This window comes from Bradyrhizobium sp. SZCCHNR1043 (assembly GCF_032489675.1).
Lineage (GTDB): Bacteria > Pseudomonadota > Alphaproteobacteria > Rhizobiales > Xanthobacteraceae > Bradyrhizobium.
The window spans coordinates 147,688-165,225 of record NZ_JAUEYN010000002.1 but is presented as its reverse complement, the minus strand read 5'-3'; the positions used below and the strand labels follow the sequence as shown (position 1 = coordinate 165,225).

The 17,538-nt window shown below is 64.6% G+C and carries 12 protein-coding genes; 2 read left to right on the top strand and 10 right to left on the bottom strand.

Features of this window, described 5'->3' with window-relative positions; all coding sequences use genetic code 11:
- Positions 1–136: 136 nt before the first annotated feature.
- From QX039_RS03325 to QX039_RS03285, 9 genes are all read right to left on the bottom strand, one after another.
- Entirely contained in the window at positions 137–3,025 is a 2,889-nt protein-coding gene (locus QX039_RS03325) for an NF038122 family metalloprotease (protein WP_315738927.1), read from the bottom strand.
- A gap of 197 nt (positions 3,026–3,222) precedes the next feature.
- Entirely contained in the window at positions 3,223–5,334 is a 2,112-nt protein-coding gene (locus QX039_RS03320) for a TIGR04372 family glycosyltransferase (protein WP_315773380.1), read from the bottom strand.
- Positions 5,331–6,398 carry a glycosyltransferase family A protein gene (locus tag QX039_RS03315; RefSeq protein ID WP_315773378.1) on the bottom strand — a complete coding sequence of 356 codons (1,068 nt, stop codon included), beginning with the start codon at positions 6,396–6,398 and terminating at the stop codon, positions 5,331–5,333. Before QX039_RS03315 ends, QX039_RS03320 begins: the two co-directional genes overlap by 4 nt.
- Positions 6,399–6,440: 42 nt before the next feature.
- Positions 6,441–7,190 (bottom strand): ABC transporter ATP-binding protein, encoded by a 750-nt coding sequence (locus QX039_RS03310; RefSeq protein ID WP_315738923.1) that lies wholly within the window; start codon positions 7,188–7,190, stop codon positions 6,441–6,443.
- Between the two features lie 32 nt (positions 7,191–7,222).
- Positions 7,223–8,065: an ABC transporter permease gene (locus QX039_RS03305; protein WP_315738922.1), complete on the bottom strand. Its 843-nt coding sequence runs from the start codon at positions 8,063–8,065 to the stop codon at positions 7,223–7,225.
- A gap of 145 nt (positions 8,066–8,210) precedes the next feature.
- Positions 8,211–9,476: a class I SAM-dependent methyltransferase gene (locus QX039_RS03300; protein WP_315773376.1), complete on the bottom strand. Its 1,266-nt coding sequence runs from the start codon at positions 9,474–9,476 to the stop codon at positions 8,211–8,213.
- Between the two features lie 69 nt (positions 9,477–9,545).
- Positions 9,546–10,286 carry an SDR family oxidoreductase gene (locus tag QX039_RS03295; RefSeq protein ID WP_315773374.1) on the bottom strand — a complete coding sequence of 247 codons (741 nt, stop codon included), beginning with the start codon at positions 10,284–10,286 and terminating at the stop codon, positions 9,546–9,548.
- Positions 10,283–10,819, bottom strand: a complete 537-nt coding sequence (locus tag QX039_RS03290) for a WbuC family cupin fold metalloprotein (RefSeq protein ID WP_315738919.1) — start codon at positions 10,817–10,819, stop codon at positions 10,283–10,285. The genes QX039_RS03295 and QX039_RS03290 overlap by 4 nt, the downstream gene beginning before the upstream one ends.
- Positions 10,816–12,021, bottom strand: a complete 1,206-nt coding sequence (locus QX039_RS03285) for a class I SAM-dependent methyltransferase (protein WP_315738917.1) — start codon at positions 12,019–12,021, stop codon at positions 10,816–10,818. Before QX039_RS03285 ends, QX039_RS03290 begins: the two co-directional genes overlap by 4 nt.
- A 400-nt stretch (positions 12,022–12,421) precedes the next feature.
- Between QX039_RS03285 and QX039_RS03280 the strand changes: the two genes are divergently transcribed.
- Complete coding sequence (locus tag QX039_RS03280; RefSeq protein ID WP_315739132.1) at positions 12,422–12,691, top strand: hypothetical protein; 270 nt, start codon at positions 12,422–12,424, stop codon at positions 12,689–12,691.
- A 149-nt stretch (positions 12,692–12,840) separates the two neighbouring features.
- Positions 12,841–14,931: a TIGR04372 family glycosyltransferase gene (locus tag QX039_RS03275; protein WP_315738916.1), complete on the top strand. Its 2,091-nt coding sequence runs from the start codon at positions 12,841–12,843 to the stop codon at positions 14,929–14,931.
- A gap of 86 nt (positions 14,932–15,017) precedes the next feature.
- On the opposite strand, the gene QX039_RS03270 is transcribed toward QX039_RS03275, so the two are convergent.
- Positions 15,018–17,228 (bottom strand): TIGR04372 family glycosyltransferase, encoded by a 2,211-nt coding sequence (locus tag QX039_RS03270; RefSeq protein ID WP_315738915.1) that lies wholly within the window; start codon positions 17,226–17,228, stop codon positions 15,018–15,020.
- Between the last annotated feature and the right edge of the window lie 310 nt (positions 17,229–17,538).

Below are 17,538 nucleotides of genomic sequence, written 5' to 3'. Positions count from 1 at the left end.
TATTCAGGAGGACGGCTATTGCCGCGGGTTCAAGCTAGCCTTCGCAGGGGGCCACCCCGGACAGAGGCAGAGATCGGAGAGGGCGTTGCGTCGGATTGCTCCTGTCAGCCCGCCCCGAAGACTGCTGGCGTGCCGATCAGACCAGGTGGAAGCTGGACAAATGGGTCAGCAGGTCCGCCGTCGTGACGTGCTGGACGGTGATCGTGTCCTGCGCGGCATCGGTGATCACGGCGTTGCCGGCCGCATCGTCGTGAATCGACGCCAACAGCGCCGCCTGACTTGCGAACAGGTTGTGGCTGACGACGAGCGTGTCGCTGCCCAGATGGAAGTCGGCGATGCTGACCTGACCGAAATGCTCGGCGAAGACGAAGGTGTCATGTCCTGCCAAGGAGACGGCTTGTGGAGCCAGGCCGCTCGCCGGATCCGCGGTCGCGGCGATCATCGTGCCGCCCTGGCCGTCTTCGGTGAAACGGAAACTGTCCTGCGACAGCGGTCCGAGGAAATGCAGGGAGGTGCTGCTCGCGCCGTCGCTGAGCGACAGCAGCCCGCTGCTGTCATCGAATTGCGCCCGCAGCGAGTTGTAGGAGATGCTGTTGAGGTCGATCTGATCGCCGCTGCTGCCGAACCCGATCAGATAGCCGCCGAAGCTGGCGGGCACCGTCAGGACCACGTCCGGGCCACCGGCCAGCGTCACGGCTTGCGTGCTCGCTGCGACGTGAGCGGGCACACCGATGGTGCCGTCGCCGTTCAGATCCTGATGAAAGCTGGTCTCCAGCGTCTCCAGCGCTGCCGAGCCGCCCGGAACGGCGCCGATTGCATTGCTGACGTAAGCGCCGCCGCTGTCGGTATTCCAGACCGTGTAGAGATCGACGCCCGCCATCTTCCAGGCCACGAGGTAGCCGCCGCCGGAGCTCTCCGCGCCGATCGGGTTCCAGCCGCCGAGCTGACCCGCGGTGACGACGCTGCCGCCGAAGACGATCTGTGGCCCGGTGCCGCCACCGACCGGATTGAGGAAGTAGGTCGAACCGGATTGCACCAGGCTCGTCGACCCCAGGGATTCGATCACGGCCGAGGGGATGCCGATCGTGCCATCCCCGTTCAGATCCTGATGGAGGTTCGTCTCCAGCGCTTCCAGCCCGCTGTTGGTGCCATTGACGGCGCCGATCGCGTTGCTCGTATAGGCGCCACTGCTGTCGGTGTTCCAGACCGTGTAGAGGTCGGCGCCGGTCATCTTCCAGGCGATCTGATAGCCGCCACCGACGGTGTCCGCCGCAATCGGCATCCAGCCGCCGAGCTGACCGACCACGAGAACAGAGCCGCCGAACTTGACCTGGGGACCTGTGCCGCCGCCGACCGGGTTCAGATAGTAGCTGGACCCGGACTGCACGAGGCTGGTCGATCCCAGCGCTTCGATGACGGTGGTCGGAATGCCGATCGTGCCGTCGCCGTTCAGATCCTGGTGGAGGTTCGTCTCCAGCGCTTCCAGGCCGCTGTCGGTCCCGCTGACCGCACCGATCGCATTGCTCGTGTAGGCGCCGCTGCTGTCGGTGTTCCAAACCGTATAGAGGTCGGCGCCGGCCATCTTCCAGGCGATCTGATAGCCGCTGCCCACGACGTCGGCGGCGATCGGCGTCCAGCCGCCGAGCTGACCGACCACCAGATTGGCGCCGCCGAACTTCACTTGCGGGCCCGTACCACCACCGACGGGATTGAGGAAATAGCCGTTGCCGGCCTGGACGAGACTGGTCGATCCGACGGCCTCGATGACGGTCGTCGGAATGCCGATCATGCCGTCGCCGTTCAAGTCCTCATGGAAGGACGTCTCGAACGCCTCGAACGCGGCCGTGCCTCCCGAGACGCCGCCGATGGCGTTGCCGGTGTAGTTGCCGCTGCTGTCGACATTCCACACCGTGTAGAGATCCGCACCCGACATCTTCCAGGCGACTTGATAGCCGCTGCCGCTGGTCTCGCCGGCGATCGGGGTCCAGCCGCCCAATTGTCCGGGCTGGACGACGCTGCCGCCGAACTTGATCTGCGGTCCGGTACCGCCGCCGACCGGATTGAGGAAGTAGCTCAGTCCGAGCTGGACCAGGCTGGTCGATCCCAGCGCCTCGATCGTCACCGGCGTTGCGGAAACGAGATGGAAGCCGAGCGCGTCCATCTGCTTGAGATCCACGGCCGTCAACGTCTGCAGCGTGCTGTAGGTGTAGAACTCGTTGAACGGATCGTTGCCGCCCTGCACGCCGCTGTTCAGGAAGTCGCTGGGGTCCGAGGACTGGCCGTAATCCGCGAGCTTCGTATAGCCGCCATCGAGGGAGAAATAGGCGGTCCCCGCCGTCGCGCCGCCGGTCATCAGCCGGACGCCCGGGCTGGAGAAGCGGAACAGATCGAACACGTCCGGCTGCGGCCCGTAGGGCACGCGGCCGAACGCGTGCGTCAATTCGTGCAGCGCCACGCCGACCAGCAGGTTTGAGTTGATGTCGGTCGCGAAGGTCGCGCTGCCGTCGTCGGTGGTCGCATCGTTGGCGCCGAGGCCGCCCCACAGCTTCAGCTGCGAATTCCACACCGCGACGTAGGACTGTCCCTGGATGCTGGATCCCGCCGGCAAGGCATTGAAGGTGGTATCGCCTGGGCTGGCATAGTTGATCAGGTTGGACCTGACGGAGGAGTAGCTCATCCACTGACCGCCGTCAGGACCGGCCGCCGCGCCGCCGCCGACGCCGCTATAGTCGATCTTGATATTGACGGTGATGCGATCCGAGATCATCGAGGTGAGGATCGCGGCGGCCTGCTGAATGCCGGCGCGAAAGCTCGCAGGCGCATTCATCGCCGCCGTGTCGAACAGCAGGTTGATCGTCAGTCCGCCGGCGCTCACCGCGGTGACGGCGCCGATACCCGCGAAATCGCCTTGCGCGAGCAGGGATTCGACGGCTTCTTCGGGAAGCTCGACGGGGTTGGACGGAGGAGGGCCGACCCCCTCGTCGATCGGGTCGGTGTTAGGGGAGCCCTGTAACAACGCTGGCATTGCCTCAGTCCCTGCCGTTCGGATCGACGGAGCACGGATCGCAAATGTCGAGTCTCGCTCAAGGCGATTCGCGACCGTGCCGACGTTACCTATCAGGCCGATCGTCTTGCCCGAAGGTTAATGGGCGTTGCGAGAGCGCGGAAAACGACGGGTGGCGACTGATGTGGGCGTCGATCGAACGGGCTTCGGTCGCGCGTTCATCCCAGCAATTCCGGAAGCCGATCGAGAAAATCCGGCACTGGTAATGCAGCACCAAAGTTATAGGGATTGCCGCTGAGTGCGGCGCGATAGCGATCGAGCAGGGGCCCTCCTGCGCGCAACGACCGGCCTGGTTCGTCCAGGCAGTCGAGCTTGTAGCGAACCGCTGCGGCGATGTCCTGCGCGGTATTCGGATGGATATCGAGACCGTGACGCGCCAGCACGGCTGTGTCGATCAGCAGCGCCTGCAAGGGCTGACGATAGGTCTCACGTAGCGACAGATAGCGCCGCGTACGGCGGTCGTAGACCGGGCGCACGGTGAAGTCGGTGTGCTCATGCCAGAACTGGCAGTCGTTGGAGATGCAGTTGACCAGCAGCATCGGCGTTCCCAGTGCCTGCACGGCCGTGGTCAGGCCCGATGTCGTGCCGACGAACAGACGAGCGGCGGCGCAGAGATAGAGGTCCATCTCCGCCGATTTGATGTCGCTGTGCGCGTAGTCGAACACGCCGGCCATGCCGCGCAGCGGCGTCATGCTGCGATCGCCGAGCCTGACCACGGCGCCGCCGCGTGCGGTGATCGCGGCGATGGCATCGAGGTAGTCGCCGACATTGGCGGAGCGATGCTGCCGCGTGGTGCCGGGCCCGTCGCCGTGATAGCCGCCCTCGCGGATGTGCATCGCGACGAACCAGTCGGCGGTGACACCCGCGGCGCGCAGCCTGGCAGCCCCGGTTTCCATCAGCTCCGATGGGACCTTCACGATCGGCCGGCGCTGCTGTTCGGCCCAGGCGACCTGCGCACGCGACGCCGCGTGGGCCCATGGCTCGGCCAGGCCGTCCTTGCCCCGGACGGCGATGAACTGGTCGCCGACCAAACGCTGATACGGCAGCAGATCGTCGACGAGAGCGGGGTCTTCGACGATCGTGACATGCGGCGCGAACAGCCTGAGGAAAGGCTGGTTGACGACCTTGCTTGGCGGGGCAAGCAGCACGTAGTTGGCGCGCGGCAGCATGCCGAGCGCGGCCATGCGCAAATGGCAGTCGATGAAACCGATGTGGCCGATCAGCGTCACCCATTCGTAGCCGAGCAGCCGGACCGGAAGCGCGGGATCGAAGATGTTGCTGGTGGAGGCGATGCGCTGGATCAGCGCGTCGGGAATCGACCATTTGGCCGCCAAGGCGTCCTGATGGTCGAGCGCGGCCTGATAGCAGCGGAACGTGTCCTCGTAACGGCCCTGGTGATAGAAGTTCTCGCCGAGCTGGATCAGATTGTCGTAGATCAGGAGCTCGCCGGCATGCTCCAGCTCCCAGGCGCTCGGCGTGTAGGTCGATGGATCGTAGCCGCCGGCATAGTTCTGGTGCGCTATCACCGAGCGGGGATCGCGTGCGACCGACGCCTCGAAGCACGCGGCGGCCTGGACGTGGTCGCCCGCCAGGGCATGGACGGCACCGAGCTTGCGCAACGCGTTGCCGTCGCCCGAAGCCGCAGCCGCTGTCAGGAAATGCGCCGCGACCGGAAGATTGCCGCGATACATGTGGGCGACGCCGACCGCGAAATTGATGGCGAAGCTGTCGATCGTCTCGGGCCGTGGCACCTCACGCACGATCCGGTCATAGGCGCTGCACAGCGCCAGGGTGGTGAAATAGGCCTGCGCGCCCACACCGGCCCGCGCGCGCACGTTGCTGCGGAAGATCAGGTTCAAGATCCGCACGGCACGCAGCGCGCTCGGCTTGCGGCTCGCGGCGAGATGAACCTGCGCCGCCGCGGCCAGCGTGGTCGAGGTCGTCAGCGCCAGAACCGGGCCGATGAACGTGCCTCGTTCGAGCTGCTTGTTCATCAGCCGCAGCAATCTCGCGCCGGCCGGCGCAACGACCAGCCTGCTGTCGACGATGTCGGCGGCGCGGGTGGTCAGCGGCAGCAATTGCCGGCGCCGCGCGCTCAGGAACGCATAGAGACGGAACGCCGATGCCGTCAGCCACGTCCGCGGCGACCAGCGGCTTCGCGGCGCCTGCGGCGATGGTTGCTCCGTTGGCATGGCGCGCATTGGCGCCGCCATCGCCTTCCGCGCGCCGAGGCGATGCCGGAGAGAGCCGAGGGGGGCGCGGACCGTCATGACGCGCGATAGCCGGGCGTAGCGGACAAGATCGCCCGTCGTGTGGCGGTCTGGGCGAGCAGGCGAGACAGCGACATCGGCCGCGTCCGCAAGGTGATCCAGGCCAGCGCAGCCAGGCGGCCGCTTGAGCCGAGGCTCAACATCAGCCCAAGCAGGTGCGTATCGAGCGCATTGCCGTCGAGCAAGGCGGATACGCGCGCTGCCTTGGCCGACGCTGCTGTATCGCCGCCCAGTACCATCCGCGCTGCGCCGAAGCGATTGCGCCGGGCGAACACATCCTCATAGCCCTTTGGGAACAGCCTGCTTTGCGCAATCAGCGCGCCGATCTCCGCGAGCTTGGCGTTGAGCGAGGCCGGATCGGTTGCCGTCGCCGTCGAATAGTTCTGGCCGTGGATGCGCCAGTAGCCGAGCGCCTCGGCGACGAAGTAGCAGCCATAGGTCAAGGCCAGCCGCCGGGCGAGAAAGGCATCGGAGAACGAGCCGAGCTTGACGTCGAACCCGCCGAGCGCCTGCAAGGCCGTGCGGCGATAGAGCGAGGTCGTGCCGGAGAAGTAGTTGTCGCCCTGCCGCAGGATTCGGCGGACGTCCGCGGGCGCCAGCATCGCCGATGACGACGCGGGCAGCATCATCGGCCGCAGCATCCGTCTTGCGGACGGCCCCTGAGGGCCGATGATCTCGCAGCAGGCGAAGACCAGGCCGGCTTCGGGATGGTTGGCCGCCTGCGCCATCGCCTTTTCGAGATAGGCCGGATGCAGCGCATCGTCGGCGCCGAGAAATCCGATCCATTCGGTGTCCGCGATCGCCAGCGCCTCGTTCTGGCCGCGCACGACGCCCTGGTTGGCGTCGTGGCGGATCAGCCGCCAGCTCGGCCGGTCCGCTACGAAGCGTGAAATGACCGCGATGCTGTCATCCGTCGAGCAGTCGTCGATGATGATGACGCGGTCTGGGGCTCGGGTTTGGTTCGCGATGCTGCCGAGCGACTCGGGCAGGTAGTGGGCGTGGTTGAAGTTCGGGACGACCAGCGTGACGGTCGGGGAGGCGGCGCGGGCGGTCGTCGTGGTCATGGTTCAGCGAGCTTCCTGCCGCATGCTGTCGAGCCCGGCCGCTCAAACCTTGGGCAGCTCTTTGAGAACGTCGTCCAGGGCGCCGAAGGCCCGCACGCGGCCGCCATCGAGATAGAGCCCGAGATTGCAGGTGTCGCGCAGCAGGCCATGATCATGGGTGGCGAGCACGACGATTCCCGAGCGCATCGTGATGTCCTGCAGCCGGCCGTGGGTCTTCTTGCGGAACTGCGCGTCACCGACCGCGATCCACTCGTCCATCAGGATGATGTCGCCGTGAATCGAGGCTGCGATCGAGAACACCAGACGCAGCAGCATGCCTGAGGAATAGGTCCGGATCGGCAGCTCCAGATAATCGCCGAGCTCGGCGAATTCGGCGATCTCCGGCACGCGCTGCTCGATTTCCTCGGGCGAGAGCCCCAGGATCAGGCCGCGCGTCCTGATGTTCTCATACCCCGACGCCTCTTCGTCCATGCCGAGACCGATGTCGAACATCGGAACGTTCCGTCCGACGACCCGCAACGAGCCGCGCGTGGGCTCGTAGATGCCGGCGAGCACGCGGATCAGCGTGGTCTTGCCGGCGCCGTTGTGGCCGATCAGGCCGAGCCGGTCGCCCTGCTTCAGGGTGAAGCTGATGTCGTCGAGCGCCTGGACGAACTGGAACGAGCCGTCGCTCTTCGAGACCCGGCCGCCGACGCGTGAGGCCGCCTTGATGGCCAGATGCCGGAATGATCGTGCGTTCGGCGGCGCGACCGGAAATTCGATACCGATTTGCTTGGCTTCAATGAGAGTCATTCGAGGCGGATCCAGAGCTCCTGGCCATGATATCAGGCCCAATACACGACGCGCGACCGATAGCGCGTGTAGATATAGATCATGGCGGCGGTCAGGACCGCGACCGATCCAATGGCACCGGCCCAGGTCGCAAGGCCGGGAACGTCGCCCATCAGCGGACCGCGCGTGACCGCCAACAGATAGGCGATCGGATTGAGCGTGACGATGAACTCGCCGCCGCGGATGCTCGACGGTTCCCAGATGATCGGAGAGACGAAGAACAAGAGCTGCAGCACCGCCGCCATGACCGGCGGCACGTCGCGATAGCGCACGCAGATCATTGAGACGATCACCGAGGCGCTGACGACGAAGACGTAGACGATCATCAGGCCGAGGATGGCCAGGACCATTCCGAATCCGATCGACCATGGATAGACGAGCCAGATGAACGGGATCACCGCGATGTTGTGCAGGAAGATGATCAGATTGCGCTGAACCATACGCATGACATGGATCAGAATCGGCATGTCGACGGCCTTGATCATGCCGCCTGCATTGATCATCGTGTAACAGGCTTCGCTGAGCGAGGACGAGATGAAGCTCCAGATGGTCATGCTGACCATGAAGTGGGGCAGGTAGGTCTTCATGTCGGCGCCGAGGAAGCGGCCGGCCACCGTGCCCATGATCAGGGCGGTGATCGCGTTGGTGGCCGTGATCCACCACGGGCCCAGCATGGTACGGCGGTATTTCGATCGGATGTCACCGGCAGCGAGCGCGCGCCAGGTGACGTGACGGGTGATGAAAGGTGCGATGTCCTCGCGGCAGCGCGCCCAGGAGATGCGACGCCGATCCGCAACCACGAACCGCTCGACCTGTCCATCGGTCAGGGTGGTCATCCTTGTACCTCGCGTGAGCCGTAAGTGTTTGTCTTACCAGCCGAATGCGGTTGGACCCCCGCCACGCCGGCGGCCAATCGCCGGGGCTTGCTGGACCATGTTACGAGGGCACTGTCAACCGGTCAGCTCAGGCCGCCGCCGCGGCTCAGATCGCGACCGAGCCCGCGGCGCCGACGATCCGCGGCTCCGGCAGCGGCACCAGGAATCGGCCGCCTGCGTCCAGGTAGGCCTGGTTGCGCTTCAGGATCGGGTCCGCATAGATCCAGGCGAGGATGACGACGATGTCGGGCTTTCGCGTCGCGAGCTCGCTGGAGGGCAGCACCGGGATGTGGGCGCCCGGGCTGAAGCGGCCGTGCTTGAGCTGGTTGTCGTCGACGATGAACTTGATCCGGCTTTCCAGCTCGAAATGGTAGAGCAGGGTGGTGGTGGTGGTCGAGGCGCCGTAGGCCGCGACCAGCTTGCCCGCGGCGATGGCCTCGTCGAGGGTGGCGAGCACCCTGCGCTTGCAGTTTTCGATGGCGACGAACCAGTCCCGGTAGATCTGCGGCTTGGTGACGCCGCGCCGCTCCTCCTCGGCGATCAGTTTCGACAGCTCCGCCGAGCGCGGCCGCTTGCCGGTCGATTTCGGCTGCGCAAAGGCGCGGATCGAGCCGCCCTTGGTGCCGGTGCGTTCGACGTGGAACAGCGTCATGTCGTGTCGGTTCAGGAAGGTCTCGAGCGGGATCAGCGCGTGATGCGAGACGTGCTCGTGGTAGATGGTGTCGAACACCATGTTGTCGATCATGTCGACGATGTAGGAGACCTCGAAAACGAAGGCGCCGTCGTCGGCGAGCAGGAGGCGGATGCCCTTCACGACGTCGGACATGTTGTCGATATGCGCAAACACGTTGTTGGCGCAGAACAGCTTGGCTTCGCCCTGCTCCGACTTGATGCGGGCCGCCAGCGCGCTGGTGAAGAAATCCGGGATCGTCGGCACGCCTTCCTTGGTGGCGGTCGCCGCGATGTCGCGGGCGGGGTCGATGCCCTGCACGCGCATGCCCTCGTTCTTGAACGCCTTGAGCAGCGAGCCGTCATTGCTGCCCATCTCGGCGACCAGGCTGCCCTTGGGGATGGCGAGCGAGGACACCACCGATTGCGCATAGCGCTTGAAGTGCTCGACGAGGCCGAGCGAGACCGAGGTGCGGTAGGTGTAGTCGCGAAACAGGATGTCGGGATCGACGACGTCGAGATTCTGCAGATGGCCGCAGTCGAGGCAGAGATAGCAGTCGAGCGGGTAGAGGTCCTGGGTCTCGCTCAGCCGGTCCGCCGTCACGAACGCGTCGCCGATCGCCGAAGGCCTGATCGGCAGCACGTGATCGAGCGAGGTCGAGCCGCACAGGCGGCAATCGGTCTTGTGCTTGACGTGCTGCATGAGGTGTCGATCCTGGGTTGGCGATCCCGCAGGCGGGATGGTCGGCCGGAGAGGAGTTTGCGGCGGGTTTTACAGGCCCGCGAAGCTCTTGGCGACCTCTTCTTGCCAGACTGTGGACACTCCGCCATCCAGGAACAGGCTCTGCCCGTTGATGAACGAAGCGCGCGCGCTGCAGAGGAAGTCGAGGGCGTCGGCGCATTCCTCGGCCGTCCCGAGCCGGCCCAGCGGGACCAGCTTCCGGTAGGTCTCCATCAGCTTCTCGTTCTGCTCGTAAAAGATGCGCGATTCGCGCTTCAGATAGGTCAGCGGCATGATCGCGTTCACGCGGATGCCGCGCCGGCCGAGCGTCGCGGCGTAATGCCGGACCATCGCATTGAGGCCGCCCTTCACGACGTGGTAGCCGACCGGCTGCGAACTGCCGACGAATTCGGCATAGACCGAGCTGACCACGCCGATGGCGCGATCGCCATCATCAGCGAAATGGCCGGAAAAGCCCTCGATCAGGTCGCGCGAGGCGGTCAGGCCGACCTGGATTTCCCCGGCCCAGGGATCGCCCTGGCCGCGAAAGCGCTGGCTCAGGACGAGGTAGCGGACCGGGCCGCTGGCCTCGGCGATCTCACCCCAGAGCCCGGCAAAGCTCTCGCTGCGCTCGAGATCGGCGGAAAAATGCTTCAAGCCGGGCTGATCGGGAAAATCGGCCGGGCGCTGCCGCGACACGACGCTGACGGCGCAACCGCGCGCCAGGAAGCGTTCGACGACCACGCGGCCGAGGCCGCGGGTGCCGCCGACCACGACGGCATGGCTGGTCATGCGGCGGCGTCCTGCCGTGCGGCGACACGCCGGACGAGATCGGCCTGATAGGCCTCGGCCCCGGCGGTGTCGCTGTCCTCTGGCGCGAAGTCGGCGAACACGCTGGCGCCGGGGCGGAACGGGCCGTTGGTGATCTCGTGCACGATCAGCAGGTCGCTGCGGATGATCAACGTATGGAAGAACGCGTTCGACATCCGGTAGTAGAACGGCCGCGCTCCGCCCGGCGGCCCCAATTCGACCACGCGCTCGATCCGGCCGTCGTCGTCGAACACCACGATATCGACCTCGCCCTCGATGATGTGGAACGCTTCGCTCTTGCCCGGGTGCTTGTGCGGCCGGATGTAGGAGCTGGAATCGATCGCGATGATCATTTCATGCAGGGTGTCATCGCCGTCCGGATGGGCGTTGATCCGGGCCCGCCGCTTCGGGCTGGCCTTCACCGCGGCCTTCAGGGTGCTGATCTCGGACTGCCCGACCGCCGCAATCGGGCCCTCGGCGAGGAACACCTCGGGGGATTTCTGGACGAGCGTCATGCGTGATCCCTCATGATCGAATTGTCGAGCGCGGCGTAGATCGAGCGGAATTCCACGCCCCTGGCGGCAAGCGGAGCAAGCTTTTCACGCACCTTGCCCTCGATATGGGGGGCCACGGCGAACAGGCACAGCCTGATCCGTTCGTCATCCAGCAATCGTTGCGAGCCTACCACAGGCGTATGGAGGCCGGGGGGGAAAAAGCCCGCCTTGTCGGCGTCATCGTCGACGGCCACCGCGATCAGGTCGGCCAGGCCGAAGGCGTTGACGAACATGATGGCGTGATGGCCGATGCCGAACAGCGCGATCCGGTCGCGGTCGGGACCGGCCAGGGCCATCAGCTTGCTGCGCAGTTGCGCGCGGGTGGCGGCGAAATTGTCACGATAGGCCTGGAACAGGCTGGAAGGTCCGCGAGGCGCGACCGGCGGGGCGGGACTATCGGCCGGGGTGAGGACGGCGACCAGGGCATCTTCCAGGGCGCCCGGATAGCGAAGCAGGGCCAGAACGCGATAGCCGCTCACCTCAGCCAGACGCCGCAGCGTGTCCTCGACGAAGTAGCAGCTGTGCTCCTCCCACAGGAAGCAGTAGTCGCGCGCCGCGAGGAACTTGCTGCTGTCGGGGACCTCGATCAGCAGCAGGCCATCGGGATTTAGCAGAACCTTGAGTGCTTGCAGCGCCTGCACCGGCTCCGGCGTGTGCTCGAGGATGTAGCGGCACGATACAATGTCGAAAGTGCCAAGCTGCGCCGCTTCTGCAGCCAGCCGTTCGGCACGGAGGGTGGCCTGCCAGGTTTCCAGATAGGGATAGCGCCCCGGAGCGCCGTCGACACCGAGCGCAAGGGCGCTCGCGGTGAGCCCGCGGGCCTGCAACCTGCCCAGCAGAGGCCCCTCGAACGGACCGGTGCCGAGGGCGGTGCAGGCCCGCGGCTTCAACGACAGCAGTTCTCCGACCAGGGCGTCGAGATGGCCTTCCGGCTCCCGGTAGCGGATCCATGGCACCTCGGGAACAAGCACGTCTGGCGGTGGAGGCTCGCGGAACTGGACGAGCTGACACGTGTCGCACGCGACGATGTCGAGGGTTATCCGAAGCTGGACATGGTTCTCACGCGCGAACCGGTTGCAGACCGGGAGCTCACCAAGCGGGAGCGCCTGCGTGGAGATCGGCTGACCGCACAATCGGCAGCCGGATCGTGGTCCGGTGGACATGGCTCGGCTGGATCGCTCGATCAATGGACACGCTCAGGCTCGCCGCTGCGTCCAGCGCGCCGGCTGCTATGGATGTTGCCATCTGGAGGCAACCTCCATAGCAGTGTAATCGGGAACATGACAACGTAAAATGTTCGGCTTGGCACAGACCCTGGAACTCGCGTCATTTGTGATGTTTCGCGTTACTATTGCTCTTTGAGCGCTCGCATCACTCCTTCTCGGTTCAACCGACGAATCAGTGTCAAGAACGCCAGTAGATATTTGTTCTACAGTAGCGGGGATTGTGCGACTGGGCAGTCTTCCAGCGAAGATGCTACACATGATGACCAGGGGCTTTGGCGGCTATTGTTCCGCCGCATGAGATCTAACGTTGGTAAGAGGGGGCGCCGGCGTGAAGGATATGGTTTTCGTTTTAAGATCGATCTTGCGCACCGTCTGCGTGAGCACGGTCCTCTTCTGTGTTCTTCTTGCAGTCGGCGCAGGGTTCCTCAGCGCCTTGCTTGCGGGATTTGTGGCTTTCGTCTTCATCTTGCTGGGGATCGGCCGGCTCGTGCTCGAGCGGCTGGCTCTGTGGTCGACAATTCTGCTGATTATCGACAGGGCAGGGCTGTTGCCGATCACCGAGTGGGTTCACGGGATCATCACGCTCATTGGTCGCGGGTTGGCTTGACAGCCCGACAGGCATGCGGCGTGTATTGCCGACAGCCAATTCGAGACAGGCGACAAACGGCATAGCCTTCTCCTGGTCTGCCGCAGGGCGGTCTGGATGTTCGAGAACGGGGGCCTGGCCGTGAGCCGAAGACGGATTTGGGGTAGCCGATGCAGCGCTTCAAGGAGCCGCTAGTTCTGCAGAGCCCAGTGCGCAGACGCGGATTCCTTGAGCTGTTCAACGCACTGGAGACTCTGCCAGCCGAATCGGCCCGTTGGGGAGAGCAGTCTCTGCTGGGGCCGCAGCGATGGGCGCGCATCCTGATCGTCGGGACTGCCAAGCTGCTGCGCCTGCTGCCGCCGCGGCTGGCCTTCCTGATCCTCGCCTTCTTCGAGATCGGAGACCTTCGCGATCGCCGCCTGCTGCAAAGAGCCTATCAGGTCTACTGCGCGTCTCTGCTGGCGAAGGATCCGGACCTGCGGCTTTCGGGATTGCTCGGACGGTGCTTTCCAATGCTGTCAGCGGAACTGCTGCTTCGGATCGGGGCCGATTGGGAAGCCTATGATCTGGTCCTCCAGGATCAACTCGCAGCCCGCTCGCCGGAACTGGCGAACATGATGATTCGCGCGCTCTTCGAGCTCGGGGAGTTCGACAAGGCCTATCGGCTGGCCTCCCAGCTGGATCTGAGGGCAAGGTCGGAATCGGAGATACATCTCGCCTTTCTCAAGGGCATGCTTGAGATCATGGTGGGCAACGAGGCCCGCGCCGTCGAATGCATGTCGGACGCATGCCGTGGCATTCCCGACTACATGCGTCCTCACCAGAACATGGCGTCGCGGCCGGCGCGGAACTATCATCCCAACCCCCTCGATTTCACCTGCGGCTCCGCGGGCAGGCTGTTCGATCTGTGCAACTTCACCGGTCAGCGCGTGACTCATGTCGGCTCTGGCGACGTCGGCATCGGTCTGTTCACGAGAGCGCTTGCGGCGCAGTCGGAGCTGCTCGGCAAGGCGGCGCCGGCCGTATCAGCGGAGGCCAGCCACCTGTTGCGCAGGTTGGGAATTCCACTGGAGCAATTGCGGGTCCTTCCCGAGGAATGGACGACCCAGATCGGTCACCTCGGGATGCTGGACATCCTGTTCCGAATGCGCGACCTGGGGTGGTGGTCGGGAAGACCGCTGATCGTCGTGCGACCGAACTGCGTGGCGAACAGGGCGTTTCTTCGGCTGTTCGAAAGGTTCGCCGATATCGTCGTGATCGGGGAAACCATCTCTCACGCGCTCGGCGAAGAGCTGCTGTCGCTGCAGCGTTGGTACGGCATGAACTTCAATGTGTTTCGACTGCCGAACGGCGACGTGGTGCCGTGGCAGGAAGCCGGGGCGCTTGCCATCCTGCAGTGGGAGCGGGATGGCCGCGGGCATCCCTTGCGCGACGAGTATGACCGCATCTACGAGGCGGCGCCGAAATTGCAGGACGACTATCGGCGGATGCGCGAATCCTGGGGCATGAAGCCGGACGACTGGTACGTGTGCCTGCACACCCGCGACGGTTCCCATTATTCCGAGGTCGACGGCACCGGCCAGACCCATCGCAATGCGCCGATCGAGACCTACCTCGATGCGATCCACGCGGTCACCCGCAGGGGCGGCTGGGTGATCAAGCTCGGTGGTCCAAATTCACCCGGACTTCCGCCGCTCGACCGTGCAATCGATTATGCTCAGAGCAAGTTCAGATCCGAACTGATGGACATCTGCCTCATCCGGAATGCCAAAGCCTTCATTGGCACGACTTCAGGATTGACGAATGTAGCGATCAGCTTCGGCATTCCAAGTGCCCTCGTGAATTGCATCACCACGGATCCGCAATTGTGGAACAGCGCTGTTCGGTTTGCGCTGAAGCCGGTGCGTCTCGCCGACGGAAGGATGCTGACCCAGACTCAGCTCACCTCGCCCCCCTGGCGCTGGCGCTTGTTCGACGCCTGCGTTCTCAACCGCAACGGAGCGCAGCCGTTGAACAACACGTCAGACGAAATCCTCGCGGTCGTCGAAGAGGTCGTCGATCTCGCTTGCGGGCACGCGGCCAACACCGCCTCGCAGCAACTCCTGTCGCTCTGGAGGGAGCAGCTTCTGCTGCCTCACTATTACGGCGGCGGCACGATCAGTGCCCACTATCTCGCGAAGTACGAAAGTGCATTCTTGGTGCCTGGACCGGCTCCGCTGCGGAAGAGCCTCCCCGAGGCCGCCATGGCACGACAACGCTAGTCCGACAGCACGCCCAACTATTCGCGGCCGACGTCCTCAGGTGCGCGCCTGGCCCAGGCGGCATCGCTCGATGCGTTGCGCTGTCCTCACGGTTCTCTCAGCAGGTCCTGAGCGTATTTCTCGAGGAAATACCGGCTCGGCCGTGAACTGCCGAAGAAGCCCGGCACCTGGACGTGACGCTCCCATTTGCCGTCCACGCCGGGGGCGGGTCCTTTCCGCCGGGGATCGGAAATTTCGAGCACCTCGCGCACGGCTTCCAGGATTTCGTCGGAGCTGCTCTCGCTCACGACGAGTTTGGCACGCGCCATGGATTCATGGGTCGGGTAAGCCCAGCGATACTCTTCTGAGGTCCATTCGCTCAGCGAAAGCATCTGGCCGTCCGCCCTGTGCACGGGCTTGAGCGCAAAGCGGGTGTCCGTCGACCACAGCAGGCCGATCGAGCTCAATGCATTCACCATCGCGGTGGGGATGCCGAAGCTGCTTGCCACATAGGCAAAGCCGGAGGTCGTGCCGATGAACATGCGGGCACGGCGCATCAAGTGAATGTCCATCTCTGGAAACGCATCGTCGCTGCGGGCATAGTCCACCACCCGTTCCATTTGCGGGAACGGCGGCACCTTGCGACCGCCCATCCGGACAACCCATCCGCCGCATTCGGTGATGTGGCGGACCGCATCGAGATAGCTCGCGAGCGACGCGTTGCGGATGGATTCACCGACGCCTTCGGTATCATTCCGGGTCTGGGCGTCGCGCACGTGCAGGCAGACGAACCAGTCGCCGTCTGCCATGCCCCACCTGCGCCGGTAGTCCTGGTACGTCTGCTCGACGCGGTTGTCGGCAAGCAGTCGGCGGTCGTAGATGTCGCGCAGCGGAAAGCTTCGTTGCCGGCTTTCCCATTGCTTGAGCGCGAGTGAGCCCGCATCGTTCCAGTACACCGCGCGTCCGTCCTCGAAGCGGAATGCCTGGTGGGAATCCCCGATGAACGGGGTGAGGCTGGCGAGTTCGTGCCATAGTCCGGCGCTGACGTTCTCGCCCAAGGTGAGCGTCGGACAGATCTCGGAGAACAGCGACAGGAACGGCTTGTTGGCGATCCGGTCCTTGTAGGCCAGGAGCAGCGGCTGGCCCTGCCACCACTCCATCTCGCGCATCATCAGATGAACGTTGAGATGGCCGTTATGCCCGATCAACGCGCTCCAGTCCGGAGAGAGCAGCCTGACGTCCGACAGATCGGTGTCGAGCTTCTTGAGAAGGGCCTTGAGCTCGGGGCTTGGCGCGGGAAGATGACGGCGCAACCGCTTCTGTGTCTCCGTCAGCTTGGTGTAGACCTGCGGGACATGGAAGCCCTCGCCGCTGTGATATGTCGTCAGCAGAAGGTGGCGATAGGCGTAGAACAGGTTGATCTCCGACAACACCTTGCGCTGCGGATGGTCGGCGGGAAAGCGCTCCCAGTATTGGCCGCGGTCCTCGCGTGCGGCGAGGATATCGTCGTGCCGGGGGAGACCGAGCTGAGTGACGAGGGTCTCGATCAGCTCCTTGTCGCAGAAGAAGTTGGGAACGTAGCGGTCGAGCGGGGCTTCGAACAGCTCGGGGTCGCCGTCTCGGCGCGCATCATATTGCCGTCCTTCGAAGGACGTCTGCTCGAAACGAAAGTTCCGGTGCTCCAGCATGATCTTGATCAGCTCGGCAAACCGGCGCAGGTCTTGCGGACGAAGTGCGGTCCAATTGATGGTGTGGGCCTGCGCCAGCAGCTCCATGAAGTAGCCGGACGTCAGCTTTTTCGTCAGCTTGCCGATCGCCTCCATGAACTCGTCATCGACCCGGTCCCAGTCGATTCTGGGAAACAGCTCCAGAACGCGCTTCTCCTTCTCGCACATGAGAAGGAAGAGAATCAGCTCGTTGCAGTACTGACCCGAGTGGCCGCGGGCGAGCACCCATTGCATCTCCTTTTCGATGTCGGGACCGCAGAAATAGCGAAACTGCCGGTCAAACTCGTTCCGGTGTGCATAGCGGTGGAAGACGAGCGCCACCATGAAGGCCTGTTTGAAGGTCAACAGGGCGAAGATCAGGTCCTTCAAAGATTCCGCCCGTTCCTGGCCGGCTGCATTCAGAAGCCAGCCGATCGCTCTCGCGGCACGTCCGGCGAGGTTCGACTTCAACGCTTGTACCCGACTGCGTTGACGTGGCGCGGGATGCCCGGCTGGATCTGAGTGAACGGACTCGAAGAACATTTCCAAGGCCCCATGACGATATCGAAGGTTTCTCCGGCGCACTGCTTCTGCAGCCCAACCGCCCGGCATTGAAACGGGCCTGCCAGCTTTCCAGACCAGACAGGGATTGCGCGCAGGCGTGGCAGGAGCATAGAGCGCGAGTCGGTTGGCCGCCAGTCCAAGCGCTCGCCGCCTGTCAGGAGAGGGGGACTTGAACGGACCGCTGCCAACGACGATGGCAGCTCTCCGACGGGCCGTTCGGATGGCTGTTGGGCTCGCGAGAGCGGGTCCGGGGCCCCTGGGGCGTCGGCAAGTCCGGCGGCAGTGCTTCGCCCGATTGAAGCCGGGCGCGCCGCAATTCTGACGGTCTCGCCACAAGCGAGGGAGGCGAATTCACGCT